We start from the raw sequence: 15,553 nt of genomic DNA on the forward strand, positions 1-15,553 counted from the left end.
CAACCCATTGTTTGAGTAATTCTAAAATTCCCTCTTCATTTTTCCAACCAGTAGCTATTTGTCGCACCGCTGCACGTCGCACATCCGAACTCTCATCAGACACAACCCATTGTTTGAGTAATTCTAAAATTCCCTCTTCATTTTTCCAACCAGTAGCAATTTGTCGCACCGCTTCAATTCGCACACTCGAAGTATCATCAGACACAACCCTTTGTTTGAGCCAAATATAAGTTGAATTATCATCCCTCCAAGTTGTTGCTAGTACCTCCACCGCTTTAGTGCGAATTTCACGAACTAGCTTTCCCTCATCGTCATAAGGTCTATAATAATAACCAAGGTCATACCCAGTCAAATCTTTTAACCTATTTAATAACCGATTCCCCACATCACCAATACTCTGACGACTCCTAACTTCAAACAAACACTTACCCGCCAAAAATAAATTGACAAAGTTTTCCTCTTCCCCCTCTTGCTCCATCAAATAACTAATAATTTCTCCCACAAACTTAGCATCAATCATCCCAGCAATTAACCCCAACACCTCATGCCATTTTGCATCCCGCCAATGGTTCCCAAAAACATCATTTATCAAGTCATCTCTTCCCAGACTTTGTGTTTCCTTAAAGTCCCAAACAAAACTCCAAGCACAGAAATATTCCAAAAAAGTTCGATGCACAAAAGCATAATATTCAGCCCCAACAAAACACAAAATAAAATTACGACTCCGCAACTGTTCCATTAACACCCTAGCCATATTTCTCGCATCATTAATATCTACACTTTTTAGATAATCCCTGATAATTTTTTCTAAATCCTTTTCAGAAATCAAATTACCAGCCAAACCTTCTTTATTCCTCTGCATAAAAGAAGCTACCTGGCGCAAAATTTCCTGTTTATCTTTATAATCAATAGTATTCGGGTTAAGATTCGCATCAACCAGCGTCCGTTCCATATCCCACTGCTGTAATAAAATCCGCGAAGCTTGATTATAAAGTTCTGCCCTATCTTTCGGCAATTCTTGATGACGATTCAAGACAGCCATCATAGTTAATAAAAGGGGATTTCCTGCCAATTCCTTAATAGCTGAAGAATCCTTAATTGCCCGTTTCAACCTTTCCCTTTTCCTCTCCCTTTCTGCCTCATCCTGATAAGTTAAATTATGCCAACGTTGCATAAAATCCTCAACTTGTTCATCTTCCAAATCTTGCAACATAAAATGATAAAACTCAGCATCTCGGAGTTTTTGTGGCTTATAACCAATTACCCGCGAAGTAACAATAACTCGCACATTTTTATAGTCATTAGTAAACCGATGAATATCAGTAATTATTTCCTCTCGTTTTGCAGGCTCAAAAACTTCATCCAATCCATCAAACATTACAATTGCATCACCATTTTGGAATTTTGTATGAAGTTCCTGTTGAGGCAAACGACAAGTTACACCACTACCTTTTTCCAAAAATTCTAGAAAATCTTTACATTGATTAGCATTATGGTTACGCACATAAGTCCGCAGTTCAATTAACAGAGGAATTGGCTTTAAAGATAAATCTTTTCGAGGTAATTCTGCCCATTGTAGAGCAATATATTGTAATAAAGTAGACTTACCAGAACCGGGGTCGCCCAGAATAACTAAATATTTATAGTTGTTGTCTTCTATTAATTCTAAAACCGAGCGAGTTTGCTGTTCAAAATATCTCCGACGGCGACCTTCCAATTGTTCTGGAGAAAAATCTGACTCAAGCTGACCACTATCTTTTAATTGCTTCAAATATTCTTTAGGAATCTCATGTACTTGAGGCATAAATTCTTGAGATTCTCGCACATTTTGAGGAATAAACATTCGCCATAATTTCAATTCATTATAACCATAACCACTCGTATCTAAACTTTCTAATTTCAGATTTCCATATTGTTCTCGGATTCCCTCTTGATGTTTTTTGAGGTCAAATTCAGGTCTAATTTCAGAGTTTTTATTTGCCGATTTCTCCAGATTCTCAGAATCTAATATTGCCCGTAATTCATCAGACTGCCGGATAATATTTTTAACATTTCTCCGATATTGCTTGGCAAGAAATTCCCAGTCAAAATCATCTGGTAAAGGTGAATTAATCTCGTTCCAAGTAGTAGCCAATTTATTAGTATCTAAAAGTTTGAGATTATTATCAAAAGCACTAACCAAAACCTCTAATACCGACGGATTTTTAATAAACTGTTTGAAAAATTTAGAATATTCCTTTAACTCACTTTCACTCAATTCAGCATTTTCTAACTCTTGCTTTCCTAAATCTAAAAAATCTTTAATTGCTTGTGCCGTAGCTTTTTGTAAAGGTTTTCCATTTTTTATCCCACCAATAGCATCAGAGAGACCCTGTTTAAAAAAGTCTTTAACATAGTCTTCAGCAGTACCCTTAGCTAATTCTCCAATAACTTCCCCAGCAATAAATTTAACCGCTTCACTACCCCCCCAAGCAATTAACAATTCAAGCATAATTATTTAACCTGTTATGTGTTAGTTATTTTTAATTATAGTCATTAAAACTTTTGTCTGTTTGTAGTTGCGCTTTAGCGCCAGTTCATTATTGTAGTGGGATGACACACTTAAAAATGTAGGTAAGGAGCGAGCAACCTAGAAGACCTCTCCCCCAACCCCTCTCCTGCAAGGAGAGGGGAGAAATACTCCCCCTTCCCTTGCAGGGAAGGGGGTTGGGGGGTTAGGTTTTTTAACCCACATTTTCAAGCTTGACACGACACTACTGATGTGACACACCTAAAATGTTGTAATAGTTCGCCACAAAACCTAGTATAGTAAGATAGTTGACCTTATACCAATTCATTTTAGAGATCCCACAAATAGTTTCAAACTTTAGATGTGAAATAATTTCCTAAAATTACCATAGCGTCAAACTTTTGAGCCTGTAAAATCTAACTTTTGACTTTTAACTTTTAACTTCCCTGAAACGGTTGAATTATCCCAAAAATGTATGCCTTCTGATTACCCAAAAAGATTAATTTTAATTACCGCATTTTTATCATTAATTCCATTAAGCGCTGCTCAACATTTACCTAAAGTTAGTAATAATTTTCTCTCTACATTGTGGCAGAATATAACACCAAAAAATATTCCGAATGATTCACTTACTCCTGCCACTCCTTCCCCCTCTCCATCTAAACTGCCAAAACCACCACTATCAACTTATAAAAACTTTGACATTGTAATTTATGGAGATGAGCTTCAAGGAATATGTGCTGCTATTTGGGCGAAAAAAACATTAGGAACTACAGGCAAAGTAGTATTAATGCGTTCCAATTATGACTATCAACTTTTAGGTGGTTTATTAACAAGAGGCGCCCTAGCTTACCTCGACTATGATAAAACCCCTGGTTGGCAAAATCAACCTTATTCTCAGTGCTTTCGTAACTTTTTGAAAAAAGCAAAAGTTGTTGAAGCTTGTGTTACTCCAGACCTTGCAGCAAAAGCCATGAAAGAAATGTTAGAAGCAGCAGGAATTATGGTTATTTCTAATGCTGCTATTACTCCTTATGTAGAAAATCAAAAAATTAAATTTGTGCAGATAAATGGTACGAATATTAGAGTCAAAGCCTCTGCATTTATAGACACGACTCAAGATGCAGAATTAGCCAGAAAAGCAGGAGTACCTTATTCTTTAGGATTTGCATCACAAAACCATAAATTACAGAATGAAACTATCGCAACTTCCATTGTTCCGACTGTAACTGGTTTAAGTATTTACGATTTCCAAAAATTAGAATCAAAAATACTTTATAATCGCCAACTAATGGCAAAAATCAAGACAAAAATTCAATCCGAACAAGCTCCTCCCAATGCTAATTTTACCCTGGCAAAGTTTAGATTACCAATAATTAAAACATATCAAGACGGCTATATAAATAGAAGTATTGCCTTAGCCGGAGCCTATCATATTCATCGAAAACATTCATTTAATCTAGGTTTTTCATCAATATTTTTATTTGATAAGCTGAATATTTGTCGTCTAGGTAAACGTTCATTATCTTTGAATGGATTTTTGTTTAAATATGACAGTAAAAAAGTCAGACAAATAGAACTAAATGACTTTAAACCAATCCAGGAAATGATTACAGAAATGAAAGAAATTGAGACTTGGTTGAGGCAAATATCTGGGAAAGATGTCAAAGTAGTTATCCCCTCAGAAGTTTATATTAGACATAGTTTAAATATTACTGATGTTGTTGACCCATTGACAGGAAAAGAAATTATCAAAGGTGGAACTTCAGCAAAAAATTCTATTGGTACTTTTTCTTATGAATTTGATTTTCGGGGTGGTGTTAAAGGTTTAGGTATCAACTATTTACCTCTACCTAGATACAACTTTGGTATTGAAAGTGCTTTAGCTAAAAATGTGAATAACTTAGCAGTTTTAGGGCGATCGTCTGGATATTTAGGAATTGCTGTAGCAGCTTCACGAATTCAAACTATGAGTATTTATCAAGGGCAAGTAATAGGAGTTGCTGCTGCTATGGCTAATCAAAAAGGTATACCCTTAAATCAAATGACCTCTGCTGAAGTTCGGGAAAAATTAGAAAGCTTGACTGGTAGGAAGACAAAATTAAGAGGTATAAATAGAACTGGAAATAGAGATTATAGTCATGTCAAATAATTTGAAGTTATATAATTATAGAGAAGTAGCTAAAAAAAATAAGTAGTAGTGCGTCTAGGTTGAAAATGTGTGTTAAAAACCTAACCCCCCAACCCCCTTCCCTATCCCCCCTTTGAAAGGGGGGATAGGGAAGGGGGAGAAACTCCCCTCTCCTTGCAGGAGAGGGGTTGGGGGAGAGGTCTTAATTTATGAAACTTACTGACAAAATAAAGCTAGACGTTCTAGTAATAACCTGTCTAACAATGCCCAAAAAATCTATTCCCAGAATTGAATATTTACGAGTGCAAAACTATCGGGATATGCGCGATTTAGAACTAAAAAAAATCACTCCATTAACTGTATTTTTGGGTTCTAATGGTAGTGGTAAATCAACAATTATGGTTGAATAGTTATAATTAAAGCTCGTAGTAGGGCTTTAGCCCGAAGATAAATAGGGCTAAAGCCCTACTACAAACAAAAACTTTTTGTTTCGCTTTTCGGCTGTCGCCGACATGAAACGCTACATGAAACGCAAAGCGAAACGTAGTTTTATCGCTCTATTATCCGGACATAATATCACATATTTATTGAAAAATAATGCTGCATTTTTTGATAATGATGTTTACTTTCTCTTCTTCAAAACACCACTACCACCTACAGCACCCAAAGCTAATAAACTGAAAACAGCAGTTGGTTCAGGTGTAGATACTGGGGTATCTGGACGTAAAGTGTATTCGATATCTCCTGCTGCTTCTTGTCCATCAATAAAGTATATAAAAGCTGCTGGCTCATTAATTTCAGGTACAGCTTCTAAAAAAGAAAATTCAACATCTGTATCTATAACATCAGTAATTAATCCCAGGAATTGACCGTCAAAAAATACCTCTGGATCGATTAAATCATCTTCAGTGTAGTTAACGCCCTCGAAATCTAAACTGAATTGGGAAACTAATAAATTAGAATCATCAAATTCAAAAAATCCAGAGTATGTTTCACCAGCTAAAGAACCTGAATCTATACTAACTTCAAAATCATAAATAATTGAAGCTGCATTAACTGGATTAGTATTAATTACAGCAAAACTGAGAATTGCGCTTGTAGCAACGAAATATAACTTTTGAAAAATGTTAGTCATGGTTTTGTTTTGGTAAAAGGTAACAAATATTTGTTGTTTTTCTGATAACTGGAAGGAGTTGTAATAAACCGGGTTTATGGAAGACAGATATTAGTATCGTGGTATCTAATATAAACCCGGTTTCTGTTCTTCAAAGCTATTAAACACCCTGTAGCTTTTGGACGATAGCAGAAAAATTCCTTGCTTTTTTACTACTATACAAAATTTTACGAGTAATGGCAATAGTGATAATACTGATGTCTGAAAGAAAATTTAAGATGCAGTAATTGAGTGAAAGAACTCACACTTTGAGTTTTTTCCATAGTCTGAAGATTTAGAAAAAGAGCGATCGCCTGTGTAAGCGATCGCCATTATATTCACTAGAATGCTATATCAGGTAGATCGGAAAAAATGAAATTATCTGGATTATTCAATTCCGCAGGATTAACATCTTGCACTAACAATAAGGAGCGAGGACGACCATGACCAGCAGTACCATCAGGATCGATAGTCAGGATAGTATTTCCATGACGATAACGGAAACCAACGTAACCGTCAGCAATCGGGTCAACACCTTCAAAACCCACACCATCCAATACTTCAGCTAGGTCAATTTTATCGCTACCAACTTCAAAATCAGTGATAGTGTCTCGTCCATCTCGCAAGCTAGTGTAGACAAACGTATCGTCACCACCGCCACCAGTGAGAGTATCTCTACGTTGGAAACCAGTAATAGTATCATCTCCATCGGTTCCAATCAAATTATCCCGACGTCGAGTACCCTCAATTACTTCTCCAGGAGTTGGTAAATTCAAACTAACAATTAATGGATCGTGGTCGCTTGCTCGCTGATTGGTTTCAGCAAATTCACTGTTCACATGAACAATGTCAAATTCAGCGCCTTCATCCAAGCTATCGCTCACCAAAATATGATCCAGAGACTGAGAATTACCTTGGAAGATGAAGCTATAACGCTCATTCTCAGGTAGTGTTTCTGTTAAGTTGGTCAGATTTTGTTCCAGGGTATCAAGTGGAGAAACAAACTCAAATTCGTTGAAGTCTCCTAGCACTACAACATTTGCATTGGGGTCAGCAGTTAGAGTATCTGTAACAAATCCCTGGACTGCGTTTGCTTGAGCTTGTCGTTCATCTAGACTACCGTTAACGGTTACGTCTTCCTGACGAGCATCAAAAGGTTGTTCAATACCGAGAATAGGCGCACTACCTCCCTTGGAAGAGAAGTGGTTACTCACAACACTAACTTCTTGACCGTTAAACTCAAAGTCGGCAACCAGTGGTAGACGAGCGCCATCGAAAGCACTACCAGGATTTTGGTCTCCAATAGTTTGAACGGAACCATCGACTAAATCAACACGAGCAGGATTATACAAGAAAGCAGTCCGGATATTTCCTCCTGGTTGACCTCCGCTAGCACCCTCAGTAATAAAGCTATTGTCAATAAATTCGTAAGTTGGACCACCTGCTACACTGATCGCATCCACCAAGGTCTGAAGTGTAACATTTGCAGAAATAACACCGTCGTTAATCTCAGCTCCTGTGTTGTCTTGAACTTCCTGTAACCCAATAATGTCTGGCGCATTTAGGTTATTGACAACTTGAGCAGCAATAGCATCAAAGCGACCATCTCCAATGTCATCATCAACGTCACGCGGATCATTGTCGTCCACAAGATTAACATCTTCAACTACTGGATCGAGGTTGAGAACATTGTAACTGGCAACTGTTAGTTGATCGCTGCTTCCTACTATGGAACTAACTTCAGGTTGTAAGTTAGCAGAGGTAATGTTGCTCGTGAAGTCTTCAGTGGGAAGGATTTCAAAGTTACCAAAACTGTAGTTGACAACCCCAGTTACGTTACCCAGACTATCTCCAGCATCAACATTAGGGAAGTTGAAGTCAAAAACCCCTGAATCTTCATCAATTTGAACTTTTTCGGGGTTGAAGTCATTGGGGCTAATATTAAGTGTACCGCGATCGCTAATTCCTGTAGCATCTACACCATTATCAACAACGGTAAAAATTTCACCAAAGCGGTTGGTCGGAGCAACAGCAACTACATTTTGAGCAGTGACTCGCATTCCTTCTAAAGACTCGAAGAAGTCAATACCATCGGTTGTCGGGTCAAAGCTGGCAAAGGCATCATCATCAATATTTTCCGTTGGAGGTACGCGACCACCAGAACCTATTATGACGGCATCAGGAAGACCATTACCACTAGAAATATTCGTGATTGTAGGACTACTAATCTGAGTAGTGGATAGGTTACGAGTAGAAGTACCACCAGGAGTAAACTCAGAGACTGTACCTTCAACTTGTAGTTCATCACCTACAATGACTCCAGGTGCTGAACCAGTGAAGACAAATATAGCATCAGAGGTAGCATCATTACCATCTCCTGTTGGATCTTGTAGATAGAAACCATTACTATCTACTGCTGTGACAATACCTGTGGTGGTAACTGCTTGACCTTCTAAAGCGGAGGTGTGACCTGCACCTTGAATATCGTAAATGGGTGTAATCACAAAACTATCGTCATTTGGAAGAGTCCCCCCTGGAGAACCAATATCGGCACCTGAATTACCCCCTGCTGCTGCACTGGTGTAAGCAACACCACCAGCAGGTGTAACAACGCCATCTGTGCTAAGAACAAAGCTACTCTGATCTGCCAAATTATTCAGATATACTGAGCCAGAACCATCATCAATGTTGGGATAAGATATAGAAACAAGAGCATTGGCTTGAGTTGTATTGTCACCCTGATAGCTAGCAAAACTATCCCAGAGACCAACAGTGTCACCACCATTATTTAGCCCCAAGGCACTCCAGTCAGTTACTGCAATCAGGTTAATCCCCTCACCCCAAGCTGCTGTGAAATCAGCCACAGAAACATCATCCGCATTGTAAAGAATCGCAGTTGCACCGGGGTCAATGGAACCACTGGCAATATTCGCGCTGGCCAAGGCGACAGAATTGAAGTCGTCCAGTACATAGCCTGAGAGATCAACGGTGCTGCTGTCTGCGTTGTAAATTTCGACCCATTCCCAATCATCTTCTGCACTGGCAGGGTTGAACATGATTTCTGATATGACTAGATTGGGAGTGGTAGAGCTACCACCATCATTGTCGTTATCACCTGTAATCTCAATGTTATCAATTGCTATATCCTCGTCACCAGAGTCAAGATCAAAGGTAATGCGAAGGTCTAGGGTGGAACCTGTTCCAGCAATTGCACTTGAGAAGGATGCAAAGGTGTCTGTTACCTCTGTCCCATCACCATTCCCATCGAAATCAGTATCTTGTGCAGGAACAGCGTTGAAGTTATCACCATCAGGAATACTTTCAATCGCCAGTAAATTTGTAAACCCAGCACCATCAATCTGATACTCAAATAAAACGAAATCAAGTACATCCCAATCCTGACTACTACCATCATCATCTTCAGCTAACAGCGTGCTAAAGTTGAGATTGCTAAAACCTGCAATATCAATTCCTGAGAAAGTTAATGTTTGCTGAGACGCAGCACCTTCTCCATCAATGTCTTGAGCAGCGAAATAGAAGCTGCCTTCAGGATTTACAACGTCGTAAAAACTGCCAATATTACTACCATCAGTGCGAGTGAAAAAATCACCAGCTCCATCACTGAATTCTGGGATTGAGGTAGTATACCTAGTTCCATTACCATCAGTCTCAAAATTTTCAATAAAAAGTGTAGTCATAGGAAAACTTTCTCCAATTTTTCTTTAGGCCGATATTATGAATGAAAACTCTTGAAAATTCAAAACATTACAATACATTCACATTCTTGTGAATTTACACTCAGATATATTAACCTGCACATCCTTTTCTGTTAGATTACTTAGTTAATCTAAACAAATCTATCTTGTGTTTTGGTTAAATTTAGGTTAAAATCTCAGTATATTTACAGAAACTTCATTTGATCTATCAATTTTGTAAAGATTATGTAAAATAAATAAATTATTGGCTGCAAAAACCTAATTTTCATGTTATAATTAATTATTTTTTTAGTCTGCCTAAAAACACAAAGAAACCGAGTTTTTTGCCCTAATTGTTGGTTTTCCCACTAATTTTCGTCGAGAAACCCTGTTTCTCCACAACTCCTGAGCTAGTCAACACAACGACTGCCACTAACTAATATCAAAAACATGATAACCCCATGCAGGTACATCCAAATACAGACCTCGTGAAATTAACTTATCTCCCAAGCGATCGTAACTAACATCATTCATTAAATCTTGTAGTCTATACCTTTCACCCCTGAGACTCTCAAATGGTAAATGAACGTAACATTGTCCCTGATAAGGAGCATAGTTAACCGTTATTAACAAAAGTCGTTCATCTTTGCCTTCCCAGACAAAAGCAATAAAATTATTCCATGTCAAATTTCCTTCCCATGCAGCTACACATTCGAGTAACTGCCAATTTCCCTCACGAACAATATCCAGAGCCAAACAATCTAATAATTGATGGTAAAATCTCTCTAATTTGGGAACAGTTCGTTCTTGAGGAGCATAACATAAGTGCATCGAAATTTTCTGAGACCAACCTTGTAACTGACCTTGATGGAAAAAACGTAAACCAGGGGTAAAATAAGTCAAAATAGCAGCAGCTTGATGAACTCTTGGTGGAAAAGTTGCATTTGCCCTGGGTTCATCGTGATTTTCGATAAACCGTGCTAACTTACTTTGAAAATCAAGATCGGCATAAAGATGTTCTCTAACTGGAATTGCCTGCTGTTGATGGACGCGATCGTATAACCGTTTGTCATAAGTGTAGTCAAATCCTAACTGTTGCAGTTCCCACTCCAAATTCCAATATACTTCTGCCATAAAGATAAAATCTGCATATTGCTGTTTAACTTGGGAAATTGCATCAGACCAAAATGCTTCCATCGGAATACCCCAAGTATGCTCAAAAATATTTGGTAATATTAGCATTGCCATATCGCAGCGAACGCCATCGCACAAATGAGCAACATTGAATAACTCTGCTAACATCGCCTCCTGTAATTTGGGGTTGCCGTAGTTCAGTTGCAAAGTATCAGACCAACCTGGAAAATAGGGGTCTCTTCCATGAGCAAATATTTTGCTACCTGCTGGCAATTCTATTTGTATATAGTTGTAGGGTTCTCGTTCGATATCAGCTTGGGTTCCCTGAATATAAAAGTCAGAGTTAGTTTCTATCCAAGGATGATCTGGAGCAGTATGGTTGGGGACAAAATCAAGCATAAGTTTGATCCCCCGTTGATGGAGGCGATCGCGCAGTCGCAACATAGCTGCATTGTCACCGAGGTTTTCATGGATGTGATAACCAGTTACGGCAAAACAAGACCCACAAATATAATCTTCTTGGAAGTCGTCACCAAAAAGTTCTATAGCTTCTTTTCGCCAATCAGGATTGCCACGAGATATCTCTCGCCCCATTATTCCTGTCTGCCAAACTCCTAAAAAGTATACCCAGTCAAATCCTATCTTTGCTATTTCGTCTAATTCTGCATCGGGAATATCATCTAAGGTGGCGCGACGACCCAACTCTTGAGATAATTTGTTTAGCCAAACACGGGTGTTTATTTGATAGAGAGAAGGATTAATCATATATTTCACATTTGAGAGTTGAAAATTATTTATGACATCTTGAAAGCAAATTTGTATGACAACCCATTAGAAATTTTGGCTGAAAACAACTAAAGTCCGATCGAACAAATCTGTCACTTGCAAAGCGATCGCCTATTTTTCATCATCTTTGGGGAGAAGGTTATTGATGCTGTATCTCATATCAAGTTAGTCTTGTTTTAGTACAACGCTCCCACATCAGATGTCCTGTTAATCGTTTGTCACTCACCTTAAAGGAAGGTGTCGTTAATAATAAATAATCTTCTGTAAATTCAAAGAAACGTTTTTGGTCTGTACCAACCCAATTAGGAAATAAAGAGGCTTTAACATGGTGAATTACTTTTTTATCCTGAATTTCATAGCTACCACAATAGGAGATATATGCTTCCACCGCATGAGCTTTCTCTTGTGTGCTTCCTCCAAAAAAATCTTCAGAGGAAAACTTGGGACGCCTTGCAGCCATAATTACCACCGACATATATCCATCTTCTCCATACATTAGATATCCAATCGTCTCTTTACCGTATGGGTAGCTTACTTCACCATTTACATCTTTGAGTTCAAAAGATACCAGTCGCCAAGTTCCAACAAATTGATTTTGTGTCATTTTAGTTCCTGACTTTGTTTTGCAGAAATTAACAGATATAGCACTACGCAAATAGGGCGCGGACATTTCTAAATCCTGAAACCTTTTGATAGTCAACTGTTCCCAGTTAAGTGTTCCCTATTCCCGATTCAAGTAGCGCTATAATACTAGAGTTCAATTGACAAAATAGTTATAAATTTTTCTTGACTTAGGAATGAGAATTTTATTATCTACATAAGTTAAATTGCCTAAGTTCCATACCGTATGAGTTATGAAAAAAAGTTCTGTACTTTATTTAATTCTCATTCCTTAGTGAGCTAATGCCAATTCCCCATATGGGGTTGTACTTAATCAAAATTCCAATTATTACTTGCTAGGTCTTTGAGAGAAGATATATTAATTCATTTTTAGATTTTATATTCTCTATGTAGTGATAGTTTGGATAAAAGGTCAACGAGGGATCTTAGATTATTATGTATGAAATCCAGAATTTAGGGGGCTTTTGTGTTCCCTGTTCCCTTCCTCCAGCCTAAATCACTACATCTACACGACTACCCTCTATTCAATAGACATCTCCAGCTTTACCGTTCTGAAAATTTAGACTATATGGTTTAAATACTGAACAGCTTAAAAACAGAAGATTAGATTTTTAGCTACTTAAGTCTCTAACTTGTCTTATTTTTATCTGCTACTATTGCCAAGTTACCTATTTATAGTATTTGTTTTGTGGTCTGCGTTCATCCAACTTCCGATACACATCTCGCAAATCAACATTATGATGTGCTAGAGCAACTAAAGTATGGTAAAATAAATCTGCCGCTTCCGCAGCGATCGCCTCTTTCTCATCATCTTTACAAGCCATTACCACCTCTGCTGACTCTTCTCCAATTTTCTTAAGAATTTTATTATCTCCTCCAGCAAATAACTTACAAGTATAAGAACCTTCCTGTGGATGGTCGCGGCGATCGCTAATCACATCAAAAAGTTGAGACAACATATCTGCTGGTGGTTTTACAACCTCCCCATCCACCAGATGAAAACAACTCCTTTCCCCTTTATGACAGGCAATATCTCCCACCTGTTCAACTCCCACTAATAAAGTATCACTATCGCAGTCGTAGCGCATCCACTTAATATTTTGAAAATGACCCGAAGTCGCCCCCTTATGCCAAAACTCTTGCCGAGAACGACTCCAAAAGCAAGTTTGCCCGGTTTCCAGAGTTTTTTGTAATGATTCCTGGTTCATCCAGGCCATCATCAACACCGTACCATCTAAATAATCTTGAATAATAGCGGGTACAAGTCCCTGTTCATTGTAACGAACCTGCTCCACTGGAATCAATTGACTTAAACCTACTGGTTGGGAGGTAGACATTATGTGCCCCAAAAAATTTGTTTGTATACTCGGAGTTTAGAATATCTTTTGAGTATTTTCTGAATGTTTAATCTTAAATTTTAATTTGTTTTTGGCTAATATCATAAAACAGATAAATTGTCAAAAAAGAGCTTCATAATTCTCCAAAAATTACTGTAAATATATACCTGCTGGAATGATAGAATTATTCAAATTATAGATATAGATTTATATTAATTTGGTGATAACATGAAATCCCCATATCGGGATTGAAAAAAAGACAAATTAAGGAGAGTAAAATTGGTAGCTACTACACTTAATACCACTAAATCTGAAGAAATTTTTGCAGCAGCCCAAAAACTCATGCCTGGGGGAGTTAGTTCTCCGGTTAGAGCATTCAAATCTGTTGGTGGCCAGCCAATTGTATTTGACAGAGTTAAGGGAGCCTATATTTGGGACGTCGATGGCAACAAATATATTGATTATGTTGGTACTTGGGGACCTGCTATCTGTGGTCATGCTCACCCAGAAGTATTAAACGCTCTGAAAGAAGTTTTGGAAAAAGGCACAAGTTTCGGTGCTCCCTGTGCTTTGGAAAATACTTTGGCTGAAATGGTTATTGATGCTGTACCGAGCATCGAAATGGTCCGCTTTGTCAACTCTGGTACAGAAGCTTGTATGGCTGTACTCCGTTTGATGCGAGCCTTTACAGGTAGAGATAAAGTAATTAAATTTGAAGGTTGTTATCATGGCCACGCTGATATGTTTCTCGTCAAAGCTGGTTCCGGTGTAGCAACCCTTGGTCTACCAGACTCTCCTGGAGTGCCTAAGTCTGTGACTAGCAATACCTTAACTGCTCCTTACAACGATTTGGAGGCAGTTAAACAACTATTTGCCGACAACCCTGACCAAATTTCTGGTGTTATCCTCGAACCCGTGGTCGGCAACTCTGGTTTTATTACCCCAGATGCAGGTTTCTTGGAAGGGTTACGGATGATTACCCAGGATAACGGTGCATTACTTGTGTTTGATGAAGTAATGACTGGCTTCCGTATTGCTTATGGTGGCGCTCAGGAAAAATTTAACGTTACTCCAGATTTGACAACTTTAGGAAAAATTATTGGTGGTGGTCTACCTGTGGGAGCTTATGGCGGTCGTCAGGATATTATGTCTATGGTTGCTCCAGCAGGTCCGATGTATCAAGCTGGAACTCTTTCTGGTAATCCCCTGGCTATGACTGCTGGTATTAAAACTCTGGAATTGCTACATAAACCAGGTACTTATGAGCAATTAAACAAGATTACTCAGAAACTTGCTGACGGGTTATTGGCTATTGGAAAAGAAACTGGTATTGCTGTTTGTGGCGGGCATATTAGTGCAATGTTTGGTATGTTTTTTCATCAAGGACCTGTTCACAATTATGATGATGCGAAAAAGTCTGATTTAAGCAAATTTAGTAAGTTCCACCGAGGAATGTTGGAGCGTGGAATTTATTTGGCTCCTTCTCAGTTTGAGGCAGGGTTTACTTCTTTAGCGCATACTGAGGAGGATATTGACCGGACTTTGGCTGCAGCAAAAGAAGTTATGTCCAGTCTTTAAGAGTTTTTAATGGGTAATGGTTGATTTGTCATTTTTCTATTACCCATCTAAGTACAGCGATCGGTTAGGAGTTAGCAGTATATTCACGATAAGTTAGGTGGAAATAAAAAGTTTTAGTGTTTAAGGTGTGGTTATACCGCACATCAGGATTGGAACCGCGCTCATAATATTATGTTACGAGCTTTGTAGGAATAGGCGAATAGCACTCACTTTAACTGGTGATGCTATACAGATTGAAGGTGCATAGCTTTGAGTAGGTTAAATGTTGCACTTAGATATATAGATTCAAAACTATTGCGCAATAGTTCTGAGGAATTTTCCAGATAAGAGTATCTTCTCAACATCTACCCTAGGAAGTAAATTGAATATCTTTTTCTTTTTTGATTAGCAATTTAATCCACAAAGACTCAGATATATAGATTCAAAACTATTACGCAACAGTTCCGAGGAATTTTCCAGATAAGAGTATCTTCTCAACATCTACCCTAGGAAGTAAATTGAATATCTTTTTTCTTTTTTGATTAGTAGTTTAATCGACAAAGACTCAGATATACAGATTCAAAACTATTACGCAACAGTTCCGAGGAATTTTCCAGATAAGAGTATCTT

The 15,553-nt window shown here is 38.1% G+C and carries 9 protein-coding genes; 3 read left to right on the forward strand and 6 right to left on the reverse strand.

What is annotated here, in order from left to right:
• Positions 1–2,491 (reverse strand): NACHT domain-containing protein (locus tag ACP6PM_RS34455; RefSeq protein ID WP_426591373.1); only part of this gene is annotated, 2,491 nt, incomplete at its 3' end.
• Between the two features lie 493 nt (positions 2,492–2,984).
• On the opposite strand from ACP6PM_RS34455, the gene ACP6PM_RS34460 reads away from it, so the two are divergent.
• Both ACP6PM_RS34460 and ACP6PM_RS34465 read left to right on the forward strand, forming a co-directional pair.
• Positions 2,985–4,661, forward strand: coding sequence for an FAD-dependent oxidoreductase (locus ACP6PM_RS34460; protein ID WP_426591374.1), 1,677 nt, complete (start codon positions 2,985–2,987; stop codon positions 4,659–4,661).
• Positions 4,662–4,903: 242 nt separating this feature from the next.
• Positions 4,904–5,050, forward strand: a complete 147-nt coding sequence (locus ACP6PM_RS34465) for an AAA family ATPase (protein WP_426591375.1) — start codon at positions 4,904–4,906, stop codon at positions 5,048–5,050.
• 212 nt (positions 5,051–5,262) lie between these two features.
• Here ACP6PM_RS34465 and ACP6PM_RS34470 read toward each other — a convergent pair whose 3' ends face one another.
• The 5 genes from ACP6PM_RS34470 to hisIE all read right to left on the reverse strand — a co-directional run bounded on the left by ACP6PM_RS34470 (position 5,263) and on the right by hisIE (position 13,366).
• Positions 5,263–5,775, reverse strand: a complete 513-nt coding sequence (locus tag ACP6PM_RS34470) for a PEP-CTERM sorting domain-containing protein (RefSeq protein ID WP_426591376.1) — start codon at positions 5,773–5,775, stop codon at positions 5,263–5,265.
• A 359-nt stretch (positions 5,776–6,134) separates the two neighbouring features.
• Entirely contained in the window at positions 6,135–9,491 is a 3,357-nt protein-coding gene (locus ACP6PM_RS34475; RefSeq protein ID WP_426591377.1) for a lamin tail domain-containing protein, read from the reverse strand.
• A 429-nt stretch (positions 9,492–9,920) separates the two neighbouring features.
• Complete coding sequence (locus ACP6PM_RS34480; protein WP_426591378.1) at positions 9,921–11,387, reverse strand: alpha-amylase family glycosyl hydrolase; 1,467 nt, start codon at positions 11,385–11,387, stop codon at positions 9,921–9,923.
• A 181-nt stretch (positions 11,388–11,568) separates the two neighbouring features.
• Positions 11,569–12,012, reverse strand: coding sequence for a lipocalin-like domain-containing protein (locus ACP6PM_RS34485; protein WP_426591379.1), 444 nt, complete (start codon positions 12,010–12,012; stop codon positions 11,569–11,571).
• Between the two features lie 685 nt (positions 12,013–12,697).
• Positions 12,698–13,366, reverse strand: coding sequence for a bifunctional phosphoribosyl-AMP cyclohydrolase/phosphoribosyl-ATP diphosphatase HisIE (gene hisIE, locus ACP6PM_RS34490; RefSeq protein WP_426591380.1), 669 nt, complete (start codon positions 13,364–13,366; stop codon positions 12,698–12,700).
• A 279-nt stretch (positions 13,367–13,645) separates the two neighbouring features.
• Between hisIE and hemL the strand changes: the two genes are divergently transcribed.
• Complete coding sequence (gene hemL / locus ACP6PM_RS34495) at positions 13,646–14,944, forward strand: glutamate-1-semialdehyde 2,1-aminomutase (RefSeq protein ID WP_426591381.1); 1,299 nt, start codon at positions 13,646–13,648, stop codon at positions 14,942–14,944.
• The last annotated feature ends 609 nt before the right edge of the window (positions 14,945–15,553 follow it).

It is taken from the genome of Dapis brunnea BLCC-M229, assembly GCF_050015995.1.
Classification (GTDB): Bacteria; Cyanobacteriota; Cyanobacteriia; order Cyanobacteriales; family Microcoleaceae; genus Trichodesmium.